Raw genomic sequence first — 18,357 nt, forward strand, 5'->3', positions numbered from 1 at the left:
CTTCGTCCGGCAACCGGAGACCAACGGCGTCATCGAGCGCTTCTTCCGAACCTTCAAGGAGCAGGTCGTGCATGGCCGCATCTTCCAGAGCATCGACGATTTCCGCGACGCCGTCCGCGACTTCGTCCTCCGCTACAACACCCAGTGGCTGATCGAGAAGAACGGCCACCTCAGCCCCGCCGCCGCACGTCAGAGATGGCTCGACCAGAACCTGCCATGCGCGGCATAGTGCAACCTACTGTCCAGGGAACCGGGTGCGGTACAGCTCCGAGGCTCCCCGCCGCCGAGCAGCCATCACCGGCCAACTTGGTTGTCGGTGCCGGACATCGAGGTTGACGCGTTACAAGCAGCGGCGGATATGCGACCCGCCCCAGCCTGCCGGCATCGTCTGGAGGCGCCACCGCCGACGCTCCAGCAAGGACCGTACCCGCGCCTTGGGCGAAGAGCGTCCGCGGCAAACGCAAGCTTATGCGCGAACGCGCAAAGATATGGGTGGAACGCAACGAAATGCACGAACCTACACCGTATCAGGCGTCGAGGTTCGCCACCGCCAGCGCGTTCGTCTGGATGAACTCGCGCCGCGGCTCGACCTCGTCGCCCATCAGCTTGGCGAAGATGTCGTCGGCGTCCGCGACATCCTCCACCCGCACCTGCAGGAGCGTCCGCGCCTCCGGGTCGAGCGTCGTCTCCCAGAGCTGCTCGGGGTTCATCTCGCCGAGGCCCTTGTAGCGCTGTAGCGACAGCCCCTTCTCGCCCTCGCGCATCACCGCCTCGAGCAGTTCCGTGGGCCCGTGGATCGGCAGCTCCCGGTCCTTGCGCACCAGCCTCGCCGGCTCGCCGTAGACCTCCTGAAGCGCCTTCGTCATGCTCGCGAGGCGGCGCGCCTCCGCCGAACGCAGGGCGAAACCGTCGATCTCGCGCGCCTCCTCGACGCCGCGCAACACCCGCCATAGCCGAAGGCCCCGGTCCTGCGTGGGCCGCCCCTGCCAGCCGCGCTCGTACTCGGCCGCGATCCGGTCGAGCCGCCCGGCCACCCGGTCCGCCGTACCCTGCGGGTCGGCGTCGAGCACGCCGGCGACGAGCGCGCCGGCGATGGTCGCCTGCTCCAGGATCGGACGCGAGTAGTGCGTGGGAAAGGCACCCAGCGTCGCGCGCACCGTCCGCGCTTCCTCGACCACGCGGGCGAGGTCGGGCCCGGCGATCGCCGAGCCGTCGCCGAGGCGCAGAGTCGCGCCCTCGATCCCCTGCTCTATCAGGTAGGCGTCGAGCGCGGCCTGATCCTTCAGGTAGACCTCGGAGCGGCCCCGCGTCACCTTGTAGAGCGGCGGCTGGGCTATATAGAGATGGCCGGCCTCGATGAGTTGCGGCATCTGCCTGAAGAAGAACGTGAGCAGGAGGGTGCGGATGTGGGCGCCGTCCACATCGGCGTCGGTCATGATGACGACCTTGTGGTAGCGCAGCTTGCCGAGGTTGAACTCGTCGCGCCCGATCCCAGTGCCGAGCGCGGTGATCAGCGTGCCGATCTCCTGGCTGGACAGCATCCGGTCGAAGCGCGCGCGCTCGACGTTGAGGATCTTGCCGCGCAGCGGCAGCACCGCCTGGTTCTGGCGGCTCCGGCCCTGCTTGGCCGAGCCGCCGGCGCTGTCGCCCTCGACGAGGAACACCTCCGCCTTGGCCGGGTCCTTCTCCTGGCAGTCGGCGAGCTTGCCGGGCAGGTTCGCCACGTCCATCGCCGTCTTGCGCCGGGTCAGCTCGCGCGCCTTGCGCGCCGCCTCGCGCGCCAGCGCCGCCTCGACGATCTTGCCGACCACCGTGCGCGCCTCGGCCGGGTTCTCCTCGAACCACTCGGCGAGCTTCTCGCCGACCAGGCTCTCCACCGCCGGGCGCACCTCTGACGAGACCAGCTTATCCTTGGTCTGCGATGAGAACTTCGGGTCCGGGACCTTCACCGAGAGGACGCAGGTCAGCCCCTCGCGCGCGTCGTCGCCCGAGAGCGCGACCTTCTCCTTCTTCGCGAGGCCCGACTCGCCGGCATAGGCGTTGATCGTGCGCGTCAGCGCGCCGCGGAAACCCGCGAGATGGGCGCCGCCGTCGCGCTGGGGGATGTTGTTGGTGAAGGGCAGAACCGTCTCGTGGTAGCTGTCGTTCCACCACAGCGCGACCTCGACCCCGATCCCGTCGCGCGTCCCCTCGATCCAGATCGGATCCTTGATCAGCGGCGTCTTGGAGCGGTCGAGCCAGCGGACGAACTCGCGCACGCCGCCGTCGTAGTGCAACTCCACCTCCATCGGCTCGGCGTGACGCCGGTCGACGAGCATGATCCGGACGCCCGAGTTCAGGAACGCGAGCTCGCGCAGCCGGTGCTCCAGCGTCTTGAAGACGTAGTCGAGGTTCGAGAACGTGTCCGTCGAGGCGAGGAAGCGCACCTGCGTGCCGCGCTTGCCCTCCGCGGGGCCGACGACCTTCAGGGGTTCCACCGTCTCGCCGCGCTCGAAGCGGACGAAATGCTCCATCCCGTCGCGCCAGATCCGGAGCTCCAGCCAGTCGGAAAGCGCGTTCACCACGCTGACGCCGACGCCGTGCAGACCGCCCGAGACCTTGTAGCTGTTCTGGTCGAACTTTCCGCCCGCGTGCAACTGGGTCATGATGACCTCGGCCGCCGACACGCCCTCGCCCTCGTGGATGCCGACCGGGATCCCGCGGCCATTGTCGAAGACGCTGACCGACCCGTCGGCGTGCAGCGTCACGCTCACCCGGTCCGCCCAGCCGCCCAGCGCCTCGTCGATGCCGTTGTCGACGACCTCGTAGACCATGTGATGCAGGCCGGACCCGTCGTCGGTGTCGCCGATATACATCCCCGGCCGCTTGCGCACGGCCTCCAGGCCCTTGAGGACCTTGATGGAATCGGCGCCGTATTCCTCGGAGGCGCGGGTCGGGTCGGCCATGCTGTCGGGGGTCCTCGTCAGTGGTGAGACAGATTAGCGGGACGGGGCAGGGATGTCACGCGCCCCTTGCTCCCGCTTGGCGGCTCTCCCAAATCTTCAAGGGGTTATATGGGCGCCGGGCGCCGGTTCGCCTCGCCACTGCGGCCCGCGGGGCGGTGATCCCGGGATCCGCTTCGCATGACACCGCGCCTGTCGCGCGCTATGCTGCACCCATGAACACCCAGGCCCGTCCCCATCGCCCCGCGACCTATCAGGACGTGCTCGACGCGCCCCCGCACACGGTGGCCGAGACATCGATCTGAAGCGTTCCATCCTCCCCGATCTCCCAGAACGGGTTCATCGCCAGTTCCCAGACATGCCCGTCCGGGTCGGCGAAATAGCCCGAATACCCGCCCCAGAACACCTTCTCGGGCCGCTTGAGCGCCGTCCCCCCGGCCTCCAGCGCCAGCGCGTAGGCCGCGTCCACCTCCGCCTCGGTGGCGAAGTTCCGGGCGAGCGTCATGGCCCCCGTGCCCAGCCTGGCGCGTTCGCGCCCCTGGTCCTTCGCCAGATCCTCGATCCCGAACAGGCACAGCATCTGCCCGGCCAGGTGGATGAAGACCACCCCCCCCTGCGCCTCGTCGGCCTGCCAGCCCAGCCGCGCATAGAAGGCCCGGGACCGGGCGAGATCCGCCACGCCCAGCGTAACCGCCGTGATCGACTTCGCAAACATGGCCGCCTCCCCGGGTCTTTCCATGATCATCCCCGGCGCCGGCGAGCGGGCCAAGGCGGGCGAAAAGGCATGCAGGAACACGTCGCGTGAGGCGAACCCGTCGGCCGCCCATCATTGGGAGAGGGCAGGTCACCGAGCCGTCCGGAGCCACGGCGACAGGTGCGATCTTTCCTCGGACGTCTCGCGTGTCGTCGCCCGATCGTCATAGGATGGCGCGTGCACGCATGAAGGAGGCATGGCGATGGCGAAGAAGCGCAGCGGCGCCCGGCCGGACGGCGGCGAGATCCTGGAGGACGCGGTCGAGGGCGTCGCGCGCGAGGCGGCGTGGAAGCTCGCCGCCGCTCCGCGCAGGCGCAAGGGCTATGTCCGCGAGCTCGTCCGGTTGCAGTTCGAGCTTCTCAAGCTCCAGGACTGGGTCAAGCGCGAGGGGTTGCGCGTCGTCGTCCTATTCGAGGGCCGCGACGCCGCCGGCAAGGGCGGGGTGATCAAGCGCATCTCCGAGAGCCTCAACCCGCGCCACTGCCGCATCGTCGCGCTCGCCGCCCCGACCGAGCGCGAGCGCGGCCAGTGGTACTTCCAGCGCTACGTCGCCCATCTGCCGGCGCGAGGCGAGATCACCCTCTTCGACCGCTCCTGGTACAACCGCGCCGGGGTCGAGAAGGTGATGGATTTCTGCACGCCCGAGGAACATTCCGAGTTCCTGCGCGCCGTTCCGCAGTTCGAGGAGATGCTGATCCGCTCCGGCATCGTGCTGGTCAAGTACTGGTTCTCGGTCAGCGATGACGAGCAGGAGCGTCGCTTCAGGGAGCGCATCCGGAACCCGATCAAGCGTTGGAAACTCTCGCCGATGGACGTGAAGTCGCGCGCCCGCTGGATCGACTACTCGCGCGCCAAGGACGAGATGTTCGCCGCGACCGACACCGATCTCTCGCCCTGGTACGTCGTCGACGCCGACAACAAGAAGCGGGCCCGGCTCAACTGCATCGCTCATCTCCTGCGTCAGATCCCCTACGAGGAGATCAAGCCGGCGAAGGTCCGCCTGACGCCCCGCCAGAAGGACGACGGCTACGTCCGCCCCGCGAAGGACAGTCAACGCTGGGTGGAGGCTATCTACTGACGCGGCGGGCGCCGAAGGCGGCGGCCGGCGCTCGCGCCTCCCGGGCTTTCCCGCTATGTCGGCTCCATGTCCGGCGCTCGCCTGCTCTTCCTCGCCGTCTCTCCCGGCCTCGAACCGCTGCTGCGGGACGAGGCCGCGGCGCTCGGCCTGCCCGGCCCGCAGTCGGTTCCCGGCGGCGTCGCTCTCATGGGCGGCTGGCCCGAGGTCTGGCGCGCCAATCTCTGGCTGCGCGGGGCCACCCGCGTCCTCATCTGCGTCGCCGAGTTCCGCGTGCTGCACCTCGCCCAGCTCGACAAGCGAGCGCGCAAGGTCGACTGGGCGGCGACGCTGCGGCCCGACGTGCCCGTGCGCATCGAGGTCACGACGCGGAAGTCGCGGGTCTATCACGCCGGCGCCGCGCGGGAGCGCATCGCGACGGCGATCCGCGAGACGCTCGGGGCGCCGGTCGTCGCGGCCGGTTCGGAGGACGAGCCGGGCGAGGCGGTGACGCTCAGGGTCAGGATCGACGACGATCTCTGCACGATCTCGGTCGACACCTCCGGCGAGATGCTGCACCGGCGCGGCCACAAGCAGGCCGTCAACGCCGCGCCGATGCGCGAGACCATGACCGCGCTCTTTCTCGCCGCCTGCGGCTACCGGGGCGGGGAGCCGGTCCTCGATCCGATGTGCGGCTCGGGGACGTTCCCGATCGAGGCGGCGGAGATCGCCATGAACCTCGCGCCCGGCCGCTCGCGCGGCTTTGCCTTCGAGCGGCTGGCGAGCTTCGATCCGGCGGCCTGGGCGGCGATGAAGTCCGAGGCTGCGGCGCTGCGGCGCGAGACGCCCTTGCGCTTCCACGGTTCGGACCGCGACGCCGGGGCGGTGGCGATGAGCCGCGCCAACGCCGCGCGCGCCGGGGTGGCGGAGGTCGTCGCGTTCCGGCAGGCGGCCGTCAGCGACGTCGTCCCGCCGGAGGGGCCGCCGGGGCTCGTCATGGTCAACCCGCCCTATGGGGCGCGCATCGGCGAGACCGGCAGGCTCGGGCCGCTCTACGCCGCGCTCGGCGCGACGCTGGCGTCGCGTTTCTCCGGCTGGCGGGTCGGGCTCATCGCCGCCGATCCGGGGCTCGCCCGGGCGACGCGTCTCCCCTTCGGGCCGCCGGATCCGCCGATCCCGCACGGTCCGCTCAAGGTACGGCTCTACCGGACGGGGCCGCTGGCCTGAGGCCGAGGGTGAACGTGGCGACGTCCTCCAGCACGATCCCGCCGTGGAGGTCGCGGAACAGCCAGTGCCAGCCTTCGGGGTAGAGGCGCCAGCCGGCGGCGGCGGGGATGCGGTCGTGGACGCTCTCGACCCGGTCGGGGCGCAGCACCTCGTCATGGGCGCCCATGAGCGTCAGCGTGGGCGTCTCGACCGAGGGCGCGGCGGCGGCGGCCATGTCCATGATCCGCACGAGTCCCCAGAGTTCCCGGCTCGACGGGTCGCCGAAGAAGCGGGGATCGGCCACCGTCCGGCGGATTGCCTCGATGTTGTCCGTCGGGCTGATGTCGACGACGCCGTCCCCGGTCCAGCGTCTGTCGGGCATCAGCGCGGCCATTGTCCACGCCCCGGCGCGCAGGACCGGGTTGAGCGCATCGCCCCCGGCGATCGCCGGGCCGGCCAGCACCAGAGCGTCGGCGTCGAGGCCGGCGGCCGCCGCCGCCAGCGCCACGCCGCCGCCCATCGAATGACCGACCACGACGAGCGGCACGCCGGGGTGGCGGGCGCGGACGATGTGCGAGAGCTGGGTCGCGTCGGAGACCAGCGCCTCGGCCCCCGGCCAGCGCCGCCAGCTCGGGTTCTCGCCGAAGCCGCGCTGGTCGGGGGCGTAGACGGCGATGCCCCGGCTCGTCCAGTAGCGGGCGGCCTCCGCCCAGGCCGTCGCCCCGGTGTCGCCGAAGCCGTGGAGCGCCAGGATTGTCGCCCGCGTCTCGCCCCGCGCCGGCCAGGACCGCAGCCTCACTTCCGGGTCCGCCGGCGGCGGGCCGGCGCAGGCAGCGGCGAGGAGGGCGAGGGCGAACAGGGCGCGGCGCATGGCGCGGGGATAGCCAAGGTCGCGGACCGTGGAAAGCCGAGCCTCGCCAAGGCTCATCGGGGTGCGATCTCGATCCAGGCGGGGGCGTGGTCGCTGGCGTCCGGCTCGCCGCGGGCGGCGCGGTCGACGCCGCCCCGGCGGAGGCGGCGGGCGGCCTCGGGGCTGAGCAGGAGGTGGTCGAGGCGCATTCCGGCGTCGCGCTCCCAGCGGTTCCGGCGATAGTCCCAGAAGGTGTAGATGGTGGCCTCCGGCTCGAGCCGGCGCAGGGCGTCGGTCCAGCCGTCGGCGAGGAAGGCCGCAAAGGCGGCGCGGGTCTCCGGCTGGACCAGGGCGTTGTCGTCGTAGGAGCGGGTCGGATAGACGTCGCGGGGCTCGGGGGCGACGTTCCAGTCGCCGGCGAGGACGACGGGCACGCCGGCCGCGAGCAGGCCGGCGGCGTGGGCGCGCAGGCGGGCCATCCAGGCGAGCTTGTAGTCGAACTTCGGCCCCGGCCGGGGGTTGCCGTTCGGGGCGTAGAGCGATGCGACGAGGACGCCTCGGACGGCGGCCTCGATGTAGCGGGGTTGGCGGTCGTCCGGGTCGCCGGGGAGGTCGGTGCGGGTCAGGACCGGCTCGGCGTCGCGGGCGAGGATGGCGACGCCGTTCCATGCGCGCTGCCCGCGCCAGACGGCGGCGTAGCCGGCCTCGGCGAGGGCGGCGGCGGGGAAGTCGGGCTCGGCGGCCTTGAGTTCCTGCAGGCAGACGACGTCCGGCCGGGTCGCGTCGAGCCAGGCGAGGAGGTTCGGCAGGCGCCGGACCACGTTGTTGATGTTGAAGGTGGCGATCCGCATTTCCCTTCCGTCAGCCCGGGCCTAACACGCGTGAAATGATATTAGTGCATTGAAATTACGTGGTAATTTTAAAAGCCTGAAGTTATCCACAGGGCAGGCGTGAGACCCATCCGGCGACCGCGGCGGCGAGCGCGCGGCGGTGCTCGGGGGCGGAGACGCCGGTGACGGACTTGCGCGGGGCGAGGTAGTGGTCGCCGTCCTCGAACCATATGAGCTCGATCGCGGGGGAGAGGTCGTAGGTGGCGACCTCCTCGGGGCCGCCGAAGGGGTCGCGGGTTCCCTGGCAGATCAGCGTCGGCGTCCGCAGGGTCGAGAGGTGGGCGGTGCGGGTCTGCGCCGGCTTGCCGGGCGGGTGGAACGGGTAGCCGAGGCAGAGGAGGCCGGCGGGGCCGACGGCGTCGGCGGCCATCGAGGCGACGCGGCCGCCGAGGGACTTGCCGCCGATCACCAGCCGGCCGGGCGGGGCGAGGGCGGCGACGGCGTCTATGAACTCGGGGATCAGGGTCTCGCCGCGCGGGGGCGGCTTGCGGACGCCGTCGCGGCGGGCGGCCATGTAGGCGAACTCGAAGCGGGCGACGGCGAGGCCCTCGGCGACGAGAGCCTCCGTCAGCGCGTTCATCCAGGGGCTGTCCATCGGCGCGCCGGCGCCGTGGGCGAGGAGGAGCGTCGCCGGGGCGTCGTCGGGCCCGTCGCGGAGCAGCCGGGGCATCAGCCGCGCCGCGCCAGCGCGACGAATTGCAGGCCGCGCTCCGCCGTGCGCGCCCACTCGGAGGAGGCGTCGAGTTCGAGGTAGCGCCGCCACCAGCGTTCGGCGGCGGCGAGGTCGCCGGCCTCGAACTCGAGCGTGGCGAGGTTGTAGACGGCGTCGGCGTAGTCGGGGTCGGCGGCGATGGCGCGGGCGAGCTGGCTGCGCGCGGCGGCGGTGCGGCCGCGGGCGCGGGTGAGGCCGGCGAGGTTGAACCAGGCCTCGACGAAACCGGGGTCAAGCTTGAGCGCGCGGACGTAGCCGCGTTCGGCCTCGGTCGCCTCGCCGAGGAGGCGCAGGCAGTTGGCGCGGTTGAAGGCGGCGGTGGCGTCGGTCGGGTCGAGCGCGAGGCAGCGGGCGTAGGAAGCGGCGGCGTCCGTGAGGCGGCCTTCGTCCTCGGCGGCCTCGGCCTCGGCGAAGAGGTCGTCGGGGGTGGCGCCCGCGCCGCCGAGGTCGAGCAGGAACTGGCCGTCGAGCTCGCAGAGCCGGTCGGCGCCGTCGCGGGCGAGGATGGCGCGGCCCTGCCGCTCCAGCGCCCGGGCGGGCAGCGTGACGCGGCAGGCGCCGCGGAGCGAGCGGGCGATCTCGCCCCAGCCGGCGCCGTCAGTGAGGAGGGCCGCGTACTTGCGGGCGAGGATCAGGTCGCGCAGGCCGAAGGGGGCCGCCGGGGTCTCGAAGGCGTCGAAAAGGCGCAGGAGTTCGAGCTCAGTCGGGGGCAGGCGGGATTTGTCGGCCAGTTCGGCGGCGGTCATGCCGGCGGGAGCGGGCGCGGGCGCGAGGCCGAGGGCGGCGAGGAAGCCCGCCTCGGAGAGGAGCGCGCGCCCCGACGCGGCTTCGGCGGCGACGCGCGCGGCGAGGGTGGAATCGTCCCGGCGGTCGAGGAGGCCGCGGCCGAGGACGAGATGGGTGACGCCCCGGTCGGCGCCGCGGCGGAGCCGCGCGCCAGCCGTGATCGCCGCGCGGGCGGCGAGGCGGCGGGGAAAGGCGGTGAGCGGGCCGAGGAGGCCGTAGACGGGGGCGGGGGGGGGCATCGGTCGGTGCGAGATCTCTAGTGCATTACGGCGGTGGGGCGCATGTCCCCGGACCGCATCTTGCGGGGCGCCAGTGGCGCGCCGCGCGGTCCGTCGCCTGGAGCGCCATGCGCGGAGGGCGAGGGGGGTGAAGATTTCCGTTGCGAGAGCAATCGCGGCGCGCCTGCCCGGCTGGCGCGGAATCGCGCCTGCCCCGGGCGGGCAGGCGCGGCGCGATTAGCCACGGGTCTAATCGCGCGGAGACATCGGCACGGATCCCGCGTCGTTCCCGGAGGCGAAGGCGCGAACGGTTCGAACGGATCTCGGATACCCGCCCCGCGCACGGACCCGACGTTGCGCCCGCCTCGCTGCCGTGACGTCACGCCCCGGCCTTGGCAGGGGCGCGCTTCGCGCGCGGGGCCGGCTTCGCCGGGGCTTCGGCGGCGGGCTTGTCCGCGGCCTTGCTGCGGCTCTTCGCCGGCGGCTTCGACTGGCCGAGCGAGGCCTTGAGCGCGTCCATGAGGTTGACGACGTTGCCGCGCTCCGGCGCGGCGGCGATGATCGGCTTGTGGCCCTTGAGCTTCTCCTTGATCATCGCCATCAGCGCCTTCTCGTAGCGGTCCTCGTAGGCCGCCGGGTCGAACTCGGTCGCCTTCTGCTCGATCAGCTTCTCGGCCAGCGCCAGCATCTCGGCGTCGGGCTTGTCGTCGGGGATCGAGTCGAAATAGGCGGTCGTCGCCCGGACCTCGCTCGGGTTGCGCAGGACCGAGACGAACATGCCGCGGTCGCGCGGCGATATGCAGACGACGCGCTCGCGCGAGGACAGCACGAGGCGGGCGATGGCGGCCTTGCCGGAATCGCGCATCGCCTCGCGCAGCACGATGAAGGTTTCCTCGGCCATAGCGCCGTCTGGGGCGAGGTAGTAGGGGCTGTCCTGCCAGATGACGTCGATCGAGCCGGCGTCGACAAAGGCCTCGATCGCCATGGTGTGGTTGGTCTCGATCCGGACCGCGTCGAGATCCTCGTCGTCGATGATGATGTATTTCTTGTCCTCGTACTCGTAGCCGCGCACGAGGTCGGCGCGCTCGACGAGACCGAGTTCGGGATCGACCGGCTTCATGTTGATGCGGTTGTGGGTCTTCTTGTGGAGCTGGTTGAAGCGGACCCGTTCGGTGGAGCTGGTTGCGGGATAGAGCCGCACCGGGCAACTCACGAGGCTCAGCTTCAGGTAGCCGGTCCAGCTCGCCCTGGGGGCCATGGTCGTCCTCCCGTCATTGCGCGGCGGGCAGTTCCCGGGCGGAGGCGTCGATCTCGGCCCAAGGGTCGCCGCTTGTCGCGATCAACTCCGGAACGGAAGCATAGTTCAGATCCGTCGGTGCGTCGATGTTTCCGAGGTTCTCCCACGCGATCGGCGTCGAGGCGGAGAGATTGTTGCGCGCCCGCAACGAGTATGGCGCGACTGCGGTGGCGCTGCGGGCGTTGCGGTGGAAGTCGATGAAGATCCGGCGCTTGCGGTTTTCCGGGCCTTGCGTGGTGGTGAAGAGGTCGGGGGCGGTGGCGGCGATGCGGCGGGCGAGCGCCCCGGTCGCGTCGTGGACCGCCTTCCAGTCGAGCCTCGGGACGAGGGGCACGACGACGTGGACGCCCTTGCCGCCGGTGGTCTTGACGAAGGGGACGAGGCCGGCCGCGGCGAGCGTGTCGCGGACCTGGACGGCGGCCTCGGTGACGACGCGCCAGTCGATGCCCTCGCCGGGGTCGAGGTCGAAGGTGACGCGGTCGGGGGTCTCGATTGCGTCGCGGTGGCAGCCCCAGGCGTGGAGTTCGATGACGCCGAACTGCGGCAGCGCGAGGTAGCCGCGGGCGTCCTCGACGCTGATGTAGGTCTTCGGGCCGTCGGAGGTCTCGATCTCGAAGCGGGCGATGGTGGGCGGCATCCCGGTGAAGGCGTGGCGCTGGAAGAAGCAGTCGGCCGGCTTGCCGGTCGGGCAGCGGTAGAGGCTGACGGGTCGGCCGATCAGGTGCGGCAGCATCGCGTCGCCGACGGCGGCGTAGTAGACCGCGACGTCGAGCTTGGTCGGGCCGGAGCGGCCGAAGAGGCGACGTTCGGGGTTGGTGATGGTCACCGAGGCGAGGTCGGCCTCGGTGATCAGGCGCGGGCGCGGCAGGCCCGCGGGCAGGTCGGCGAGCTTCATCTCGCGCAGTCCCTTGAAGACGGCATGGCGGAGCAGGCCCTCGCCGGTTCTGTTCGCATAGTGGATGTGGGCCGTGAGCAGCGGTCGGACAGGGTGGACGTCGCGGGGGGCGCCGTCGAGGGGCGCCGCGCCATCGCGCAGCGGCTCCAGCCGGGCGAGGAGATCGGCGATCGTCGCCGCGTCGAAGCCGGTCCCGACCTTGCCGCGGTAGACGAGTTCGCCTTGCTCCCATTCGGCGAGCGCGAGCGCGCCGAGGCCGGCGTTGACGGCGGAGCGGGTGAAGCCGGCGATGGCGAAGTCGCCGGCCCGGCGGGCCTTGGCCTTGACCCAGGTGCGGGAGCGGCCGGGGTGGTAGGGGGCGTCCGGGCGTTTCGAGACGACGCCCTCGAGGCCTAGGTCGGCGGCGCGGTCGAAGAAGGCGGCGCCGTCGCCCTCGATGTGGTCGCTGATCTGGATCGCCGCGCGGGGGCCGAGCGGGCGCAGGAGATCGGCCAGCAGCGCCTTGCGGCGGGCGAGCGGCGCGCGGGTCAGGTCCCAGCCGGCGAGCCAGGGGAGGTCGAAGGCGAAGAACACGAGTTCGTGGGTCGCGTGGCGGGACAGCGCGTCCTGGAGCATCTCGAAGCGGCTGACGCCTTTGGGGTCGAGGACGAGCGCCTCGCCGTCGATCAGCGCGTCGGGGAGGGTGGCGAAGGCGTCCGCGAGCGCGCCGTAGCGCTTCGTCCAGTCGAGGCCGCCGCGGGTGATCAGGCGGACCGCGCCTGCCTCGACGCGGGCGAGGGTGCGGTAGCCGTCGAGCTTGATCTCGTGCAGCCAGTCGGGCCCGACGGGCGGCGCGTCGGCGGGCGCGGCGAGCTGGGGGGCGAGGGTTGCGGGCGGCGGGGCCTTCACGGCGCCGGGGAGCGCGCCGGGGCGGAGGCGGGGGGCTTTCACGGGCTTCGCCTCCGGCGTCGGCGGATCGGGGCGCAGCTCCTCGATGCGCAGGCCGGACTTCACCGATTCCGGGCAGGCGGTCAGGATGTCGGTGGCCGGGTCGGCGGCCTGGTCGCGCTCCTTGAAGAGCAGCCAGTTGCGCCTGGTCTCGCCCTTCTTCGGTTTCAGGCGGGCGAGCATCCAGCCGCCCGAGAGCTTCTCGCCGGCGAGGCGGAACTTGAAGGCGCCCCTGGCCAGCGCCGTCGCCGGGTCCGGGTCCATCGGCGCCCAGGTTCCGGTGTCCCAGACGATCATCGGCCCGCCGCCGTACTCGCCCTCGGGGATGACGCCCTCGAAGTCGATGTACGCGACCGGGTGGTCCTCGGTCTCGACGGCGAGGCGCTTGTCGGCCGGGTCGAGCGAGGGGCCCTTGGGCACGGCCCAGCTCTTCAGCACGCCGTCGAGTTCGAGGCGGAGGTCGTAGTGGTCGGCGGTGGCGTGGTGCTTGTGGACCACGAAGCGGCGCCCCGGCGACGCCACGACGGCCCCGCGCGGCTCGGCGGTGCGACCGAAGTCGCGCTTGCCCCGATAGGTGTCGAGCCTGTCCGCCACGCGGGGAACGGTAGGACGGGGCGCCGCTCCCGGCAAGCGGCGCTTTCGGCAGCTCGGTTTACGCCTCTTGCCGCGGGGCCAGCGGGCGGCGAGAATGCGCGCCATGAGGAAGGGTCGGATCGACATCAACAGCGAGAGCGACGTCTCGGGCAGCCTGCAGATCGGGCCGACCTCGCTCGGGATGGTGCGGATCTTCGTGGAGACCTCGACCGGGGGCTTTCCGCTCGACTTCGAGCCGGAGGAGGCTGAGGAGATCGCCGAGGAGTTGCGCGCCGCCGCCCACCGGGCGCGGACGGCGAGCGGCAAGGGCGGCCAGAACAAGGGCGGCCCGAAGCGGTAGCGCCGCCGCGGCGTCAGCCGATCGGCCCGAGGCCGGGAATCGGGTCGAGCGCGCTGGCGAGGCGGCTGGCGGCGAGGCGGGCGAAGCGCTGGGTGAGCGCGCGGCGGCGCGCGGCCGGCAGGGGCGTCTCGAGCGCCATGCGGGCGATCTCGGCCCCGTAGGCGTCGGCGATGACGAGGCCGGCCTCGGGCGGCAGGAGGTCGGTGGGAAAGTCGGCGTCGACGGCCCAGAAGAAGCGATCGCACCATTCGAGGTAGCCCGTCCACTTGCGGTCCGACACGAAATCGGCGCGCGAGGACTTGCACTCGACGATCCAGATCTCGCCGCGGGGGCCGACGCCGATCACGTCCACCCGCAGTCCGGTGGCGAGGACGAGTTCGCAGAGCGGCGCGAAGTCGTAGGAGCGAAGCAGGCGGCAGACGCCGCGCGCGAGGCGGAAACCGGGTGCGGGGAGATCGGCCACGCCGCGCATGATCGCGGCGGCGGCGGGGAACGTCAAGCGTGACCATTCCCAAGGGCTTGATCGGCAACGCTTATCCCGCCGGCGGCGCGAGCGGCGGGTCGGTCGCTGCGGCGGCGCAATATACTGTCATGCACGGCGAAGTGACGCTTGAGGCCGGCGTTCCAGCGGGCTAGACAGGGTCAGGCAGCGTGCCCCCCGGGGCGCGCGGCCGTGCGTTCCGAGGAGAAAGCCATGGCCGACGCCGCCCACAGCCACAGCCACGCCGACGATCACGGCCACGGTTCGCCAGGCTTCTTCACCCGCTGGTTCATGTCGACGAACCACAAGGACATCGGGATCCTCTACCTCGTGACAGCGGGGGCGCTCGGGTTCGTCTCGGTGCTGATGACGGTGTACATGCGGCTCGAGCTGATGGAGCCCGGCGTCCAGTACATGCTGATCGACGGCGTGCCGAACGGACACCTCTGGAACGTGCTGATCACCGGCCACGGCATCCTGATGATGTTCTTCGTGGTCATTCCCGGGCTCTTCGGCGGCTTCGGCAACTACTTCATGCCGCTGATGATCGGCGCGCCGGACATGGCGTTTCCGCGCATGAACAACCTCAGCTACTGGCTGTTCGTCGCCGGCGCCTCGCTCGCGGTCGTGTCGCTCTTCGTGCCGGGCGGCGGCGGCCAGCCGGGCGCCGGCGTCGGCTGGGTGCTCTATCCGCCGCTGTCGACGACCGAGCAGGGCATGTCGATGGATCTCGCGATCTTCGCGGTGCACCTCTCGGGCGCGTCGTCGATCCTCGGCGCCATCAACATGATCACCACCTTCCTCAACATGCGCGCGCCGGGCATGACGCTGCTCAAGGCGCCGCTCTTCGTGTGGTCGATCGTCGTCACCGCCTTCATGATCCTGCTGGCGCTGCCGGTGCTCGCCGGCGCGATCACCATGCTGCTCACCGACCGCAACTTCGGCACGACCTTCTTCTCGGCCGATGGCGGCGGCGACCCGATCCTCTACCAGCACATCCTGTGGTTCTTCGGGCATCCCGAGGTCTACATCGTGATCGTGCCGGGATTCGGCATCATCTCCCATGTGATCTCGACCTTCTCGCGCAAGCCGATCTTCGGCTACCTGCCGATGGTCTTCGCGATGATCGCCATCGCCGCGCTCGGCTTCGTCGTGTGGGCGCACCACATGTATACGGTCGGCATGTCGGTGACCCAGCAGGCCTACTTCATGCTGGCGACGATGGTGATCGCAGTGCCGACGGGCATCAAGATCTTCAGCTGGATCGCCACGATGTGGGGCGGCTCGGTCGAGTTCAAGACGCCGATGCTGTTCGCCCTCGGCTTCATCGTCCTGTTCACCATCGGCGGCGTGACCGGCGTCGTGCTGTCGCAGGCGGCGATCGACCGGGCCTATCATGACACCTACTACGTGGTGGCGCACTTCCACTACGTGATGAGCCTCGGGGCGGTCTTCGCGATCTTCGCCGGCATGTACTACTGGATCGGCAAGATGTCGGGCCGGCAGTACCCGGAATGGGCGGGCAAGCTGCACTTCTGGGTGTTCTTCATCGGGGCCAACCTCACCTTCTTTCCGCAGCACTTCCTGGGGCGGCAGGGGATGCCGCGGCGCTATATCGACTATCCCGAGCAGTTCGCGCTCTGGAACTACGTCTCGTCGATGGGGGCCTTCATTTCCTTCGCCTCGTTCTGTTTCTTCATCGGGGTGGTCTGGTACACGCTGCGCCACGGCCGGCGGGTGACCGACCCGCAATACTGGGGCCCGCAGCCCGATCCGACGCTGGAATGGACGCTGCCGAACCCGCCGCCGGAGCACACCTTCGAGACGCTGCCGACGCCCGACATGTGGGACCATCGCGGCGGCTCGCCCGCCCACCACTGAGGGCCGTGGACGCGCGGCGCAGCGACGATACGGGTGGGGCGGCCGGCGACGGTCGCCCCGATCCTTTCGGGCGCGCGGACCCGCCGGTGCTGGCGCTGACGCTGTGGCCGAACCGCTCGCTGCCGCGCCGCGGCTTCGCCCTGGTGGTCGCGGTGGTCGCGGTCGGGGCGGCGCTCCTGCTCGTGCCGTTCCTCGCGACCCCGGTGGTCTGGGGGCTGCTGCCGTTCGCGGCGATCGCGCCGCTGGCGCTGTGGGCCGCGTTGCGGCGGAGCTACGCCGACGGGCGGCTGCGCGAGGAACTGCGGCTCTGGCCCGACCTCATCACGGTGGAGCGGCGCGAGGCGGACGGCGCTGTGCGGCGATGGCACGCCGATCCGCACTGGGTGCGGGTGCGGCTGCTCGATGAGGATGCGCCGGTGGAGAAGTACCTGACGCTGGAGGGGAACGGCCGCGAGATCGAACTCGGCGCTTTCCTCAGTCCGCCCGAGCGCGAGGCGCTCTATCGTGACCTCCGGGCAGCGCTGGGGCGGCTCCAGCCGGCGGGGTGAAGTTCCGGGGTGAAATGCGCAAGAGACGGCTGGCTTGGGCGGCGCGAGGCAATAGACTGAAAAGGCGTGGTTCTATCTGGCTGGAAAGTGGCTGGAAGGCGGCTGGAATCGGGCTTGCCACTTTTTGGGGATTCGGGAAGGCTTCGGCACGAGTCAGGCGCCCGGGCCGTTGGCATGACAGGAGAGACATCGAAGATGCGATTGGCGTTTGTACTGGGACTCGTGCTGATGGCCGGGCCCGCGGTGGCGGACGAGTTCACCGACGTCGTCGAGGAGGCGCTCGAAGCGTATCGGGGCGGCGACGTGGCGGGAGCGCGCAAGGATCTGGACTATGCGGTCAAGCTCCTTGCGGACGCCAAGGCGCAGGAACTGGCCGCGCTCCTGCCGGCGGCGCCGGAGGGCTGGACGCGCGAGGACGGCGACGCCGCGGCCAGCGGCATGGGGCTGGCGATGTTCGGCGGCGGCACTGCCGTCTCGGCCACCTACAGCCGCGGCGACGACTCGGTGGAGCTGTCGGTCATCACCGACTCGCCGATGGTGAGCGCGGTCAGCTCGATGGTCGGGAGCATGGCGTCTCTAGCCGGGACGGCGACGCGGCGCATCCACCGCACGCCCTTCGCCGTCACGGATGGCGAGATGCAGGGCGTGATCGACGACCGCGTGCTGGTTTCGGCGACCGGCTCCGCGTCGGAGGACGACAAGGCCGCGCTGATCGAACTGATGGACTTCGACAAGCTCTCGCGCTTCTGAGGCGGTCGGCCCATCGGCAGGGGAGAGAACGGCGGGGCCGCGCGGGGAGCCTGCCCGAGTCACGCGACGGTAACGCAAGGCGGGGCAGAACGGGGCGCGACCGAAAGGAGCCTGTCCCATGCTGTTTCCGAACCATCCCCCGATCAATCCCGTCGGCCGGCTGCCGCTCCGGCGGCGCGAACGGTTCTCGACGCCCTGGCTCGTCGCGATCCTGTCGCTGGTGATCGCGAGCGCCTTCGTCGTCGACGTCGGCGTTCCCGCCCGGATCGACCCGGCCGCGCAGCAGGTGGCTGGAACGCCGTGACCGTTCAGCGAACTCCGCCGAGGACCGTCAGCCAGACGGAGATGGTGAGCACCGAGACCGCGGTGCAGAACAGCACCGCGCTTGCCGCCTGGGCCTGGCCGCGGGAATAGAGGCTCGCGAAGACGTAGGCGTTGACGCCCGGCGCCATCGCGGCCGTCACCACCGCCGAGCGGACGAAGTCCGTCGGCAGCGCGAAGGCCTGGCAGAGGCCATAGGCGATCGCGGGATGCACGAGCAGAGACAGGACGGCGATCATGCTCGCCTCGCCGAGCGAGGCGCGGATCGCGTAGCGGGTCAGCACGCCCCCGAGGCCGAAGAGCGCCGCCGGCAGCGCCGAATCCGCCACCATGTCCACCGCGACGGCGACCGGTTCCGGGATCGGCGTGCCGGAGACGTTCACGACGAAGCCGATGGCCAGCCCGATCATCAGCGCGTTGCGGAACATGGCCCGGGCGACGGCCTGCGCGGTGCCGGCGAGGCCGCGGCCGTCGGCGCGGGCGAACTCCATGGCGGTGATGCCGAGCAGGTAGCAGAGCGGCGCATGGATCGCGATGATGGCGAAGTTCGGCGCCAGCGCGTCGGCGCCGTAGGCGCGCTGCATGATCGGGATGCCGAGGAGCAGCGAGTTGGAAAACAGCGCGCCGAAGCCGATCGCCACCGCCTCGCCGGGGCGGCGGCGGAAGATCACGCGCGCGCCGAGGATGCCGAGGGCGAAGCAGATCACGGCGCCGGTGTAGAAGGATACGAGCAGCCGCGCGTCGAACACCGCGCCGAGATCGAGGTCCGCGATGCCGCGGAAAAGCAGCACCGGAACCGCGAAGTTCTGGGTGTAGACCATCAGCCCGTCGACGCCGCCCGCGGAGAAGCGCCCCGTGCGCGCGGCGAGCCATCCCGCGCCGATCACCAGGAAGACCGGCAGGACCACGGT

The 18,357-nt window shown here is 71.1% G+C and carries 19 protein-coding genes; 9 read left to right on the forward strand and 10 right to left on the reverse strand.

The window, feature by feature from the left end:
• Positions 1 to 229 (forward strand): integrase core domain-containing protein (locus tag KBA23_RS11005; protein ID WP_290740720.1); only part of this gene is annotated, 229 nt, incomplete at its 5' end.
• Positions 230 to 527: 298 nt separating this feature from the next.
• Here the strand turns inward: KBA23_RS11005 and gyrB are convergent.
• Positions 528 to 2,945 carry a DNA topoisomerase (ATP-hydrolyzing) subunit B gene (gyrB, locus tag KBA23_RS11010; protein ID WP_290740724.1) on the reverse strand — a complete coding sequence of 806 codons (2,418 nt, stop codon included), beginning with the start codon at positions 2,943 to 2,945 and terminating at the stop codon, positions 528 to 530.
• Positions 2,946 to 3,195: 250 nt separating this feature from the next.
• Positions 3,196 to 3,657, reverse strand: a complete 462-nt coding sequence (locus KBA23_RS11015; protein WP_290740727.1) for a VOC family protein — start codon at positions 3,655 to 3,657, stop codon at positions 3,196 to 3,198.
• A 241-nt stretch (positions 3,658 to 3,898) separates the two neighbouring features.
• Between KBA23_RS11015 and ppk2 the strand changes: the two genes are divergently transcribed.
• Both ppk2 and KBA23_RS11025 read left to right on the forward strand, forming a co-directional pair.
• Positions 3,899 to 4,774 (forward strand): polyphosphate kinase 2, encoded by an 876-nt coding sequence (gene ppk2, locus KBA23_RS11020; protein ID WP_290740730.1) that lies wholly within the window; start codon positions 3,899 to 3,901, stop codon positions 4,772 to 4,774.
• Positions 4,775 to 4,840: 66 nt separating this feature from the next.
• On the forward strand, positions 4,841 to 5,977 hold the full coding sequence (locus tag KBA23_RS11025; RefSeq protein ID WP_290740733.1) for a class I SAM-dependent RNA methyltransferase: 1,137 nt from the start codon (positions 4,841 to 4,843) through the stop codon (positions 5,975 to 5,977).
• Here the strand turns inward: KBA23_RS11025 and KBA23_RS11030 are convergent.
• The 6 genes from KBA23_RS11030 to ligD form a co-directional block, all read right to left on the reverse strand.
• On the reverse strand, positions 5,940 to 6,884 hold the full coding sequence (locus KBA23_RS11030) for an alpha/beta fold hydrolase (protein ID WP_290740736.1): 945 nt from the start codon (positions 6,882 to 6,884) through the stop codon (positions 5,940 to 5,942). The genes KBA23_RS11025 and KBA23_RS11030 overlap by 38 nt on opposite strands.
• Entirely contained in the window at positions 6,881 to 7,657 is a 777-nt protein-coding gene (locus KBA23_RS11035; RefSeq protein WP_290740739.1) for an exodeoxyribonuclease III, read from the reverse strand. Before KBA23_RS11035 ends, KBA23_RS11030 begins: the two co-directional genes overlap by 4 nt.
• Before the next feature lie 82 nt (positions 7,658 to 7,739).
• Positions 7,740 to 8,366: an alpha/beta family hydrolase gene (locus tag KBA23_RS11040; protein WP_290740741.1), complete on the reverse strand. Its 627-nt coding sequence runs from the start codon at positions 8,364 to 8,366 to the stop codon at positions 7,740 to 7,742.
• The gene (locus KBA23_RS11045) at positions 8,366 to 9,433 is read right to left on the reverse strand and encodes a tetratricopeptide repeat protein (RefSeq protein ID WP_290740744.1); all 1,068 of its coding nucleotides are present in this window, start codon (positions 9,431 to 9,433) and stop codon (positions 8,366 to 8,368) included. Before KBA23_RS11045 ends, KBA23_RS11040 begins: the two co-directional genes overlap by 1 nt.
• Before the next feature lie 358 nt (positions 9,434 to 9,791).
• The gene (locus tag KBA23_RS11050) at positions 9,792 to 10,670 is read right to left on the reverse strand and encodes a Ku protein (RefSeq protein WP_290740747.1); all 879 of its coding nucleotides are present in this window, start codon (positions 10,668 to 10,670) and stop codon (positions 9,792 to 9,794) included.
• A 13-nt stretch (positions 10,671 to 10,683) separates the two neighbouring features.
• Positions 10,684 to 13,125 carry a DNA ligase D gene (gene ligD / locus KBA23_RS11055; RefSeq protein ID WP_290740750.1) on the reverse strand — a complete coding sequence of 814 codons (2,442 nt, stop codon included), beginning with the start codon at positions 13,123 to 13,125 and terminating at the stop codon, positions 10,684 to 10,686.
• A 118-nt stretch (positions 13,126 to 13,243) separates the two neighbouring features.
• Here ligD and KBA23_RS11060 point away from each other — a divergent pair, with 118 nt between their 5' ends.
• Positions 13,244 to 13,465, forward strand: coding sequence for a DUF6324 family protein (locus KBA23_RS11060; protein ID WP_290740768.1), 222 nt, complete (start codon positions 13,244 to 13,246; stop codon positions 13,463 to 13,465).
• A gap of 13 nt (positions 13,466 to 13,478) precedes the next feature.
• On the opposite strand, the gene KBA23_RS11065 is transcribed toward KBA23_RS11060, so the two are convergent.
• Positions 13,479 to 13,937 carry an MmcB family DNA repair protein gene (locus KBA23_RS11065; RefSeq protein WP_290740771.1) on the reverse strand — a complete coding sequence of 153 codons (459 nt, stop codon included), beginning with the start codon at positions 13,935 to 13,937 and terminating at the stop codon, positions 13,479 to 13,481.
• 29 nt (positions 13,938 to 13,966) lie between these two features.
• Here KBA23_RS11065 and KBA23_RS11070 point away from each other — a divergent pair, with 29 nt between their 5' ends.
• The 5 genes from KBA23_RS11070 to KBA23_RS11090 all read left to right on the forward strand — a co-directional run bounded on the left by KBA23_RS11070 (position 13,967) and on the right by KBA23_RS11090 (position 17,429).
• Positions 13,967 to 14,101 (forward strand): hypothetical protein, encoded by a 135-nt coding sequence (locus KBA23_RS11070; protein ID WP_290740753.1) that lies wholly within the window; start codon positions 13,967 to 13,969, stop codon positions 14,099 to 14,101.
• Between the two features lie 58 nt (positions 14,102 to 14,159).
• Positions 14,160 to 15,827 carry a cytochrome c oxidase subunit I gene (ctaD, locus tag KBA23_RS11075; protein WP_290740756.1) on the forward strand — a complete coding sequence of 556 codons (1,668 nt, stop codon included), beginning with the start codon at positions 14,160 to 14,162 and terminating at the stop codon, positions 15,825 to 15,827.
• Positions 15,828 to 15,913: 86 nt separating this feature from the next.
• On the forward strand, positions 15,914 to 16,375 hold the full coding sequence (locus KBA23_RS11080) for a DUF2244 domain-containing protein (RefSeq protein ID WP_290740759.1): 462 nt from the start codon (positions 15,914 to 15,916) through the stop codon (positions 16,373 to 16,375).
• Between the two features lie 195 nt (positions 16,376 to 16,570).
• Positions 16,571 to 17,125, forward strand: coding sequence for a hypothetical protein (locus KBA23_RS11085; RefSeq protein WP_290740762.1), 555 nt, complete (start codon positions 16,571 to 16,573; stop codon positions 17,123 to 17,125).
• 118 nt (positions 17,126 to 17,243) lie between these two features.
• Positions 17,244 to 17,429 carry a hypothetical protein gene (locus KBA23_RS11090; RefSeq protein WP_290740765.1) on the forward strand — a complete coding sequence of 62 codons (186 nt, stop codon included), beginning with the start codon at positions 17,244 to 17,246 and terminating at the stop codon, positions 17,427 to 17,429.
• Between the two features lie 4 nt (positions 17,430 to 17,433).
• Here KBA23_RS11090 and KBA23_RS11095 read toward each other — a convergent pair whose 3' ends face one another.
• Positions 17,434 to 18,354: an AEC family transporter gene (locus KBA23_RS11095; protein ID WP_290740774.1), complete on the reverse strand. Its 921-nt coding sequence runs from the start codon at positions 18,352 to 18,354 to the stop codon at positions 17,434 to 17,436.
• Positions 18,355 to 18,357 lie beyond the last annotated feature (3 nt).

The sequence above is a fragment of the Amaricoccus sp. genome (genome assembly GCF_017995835.1).
Taxonomy (GTDB): Bacteria; Pseudomonadota; Alphaproteobacteria; order Rhodobacterales; family Rhodobacteraceae; genus Amaricoccus.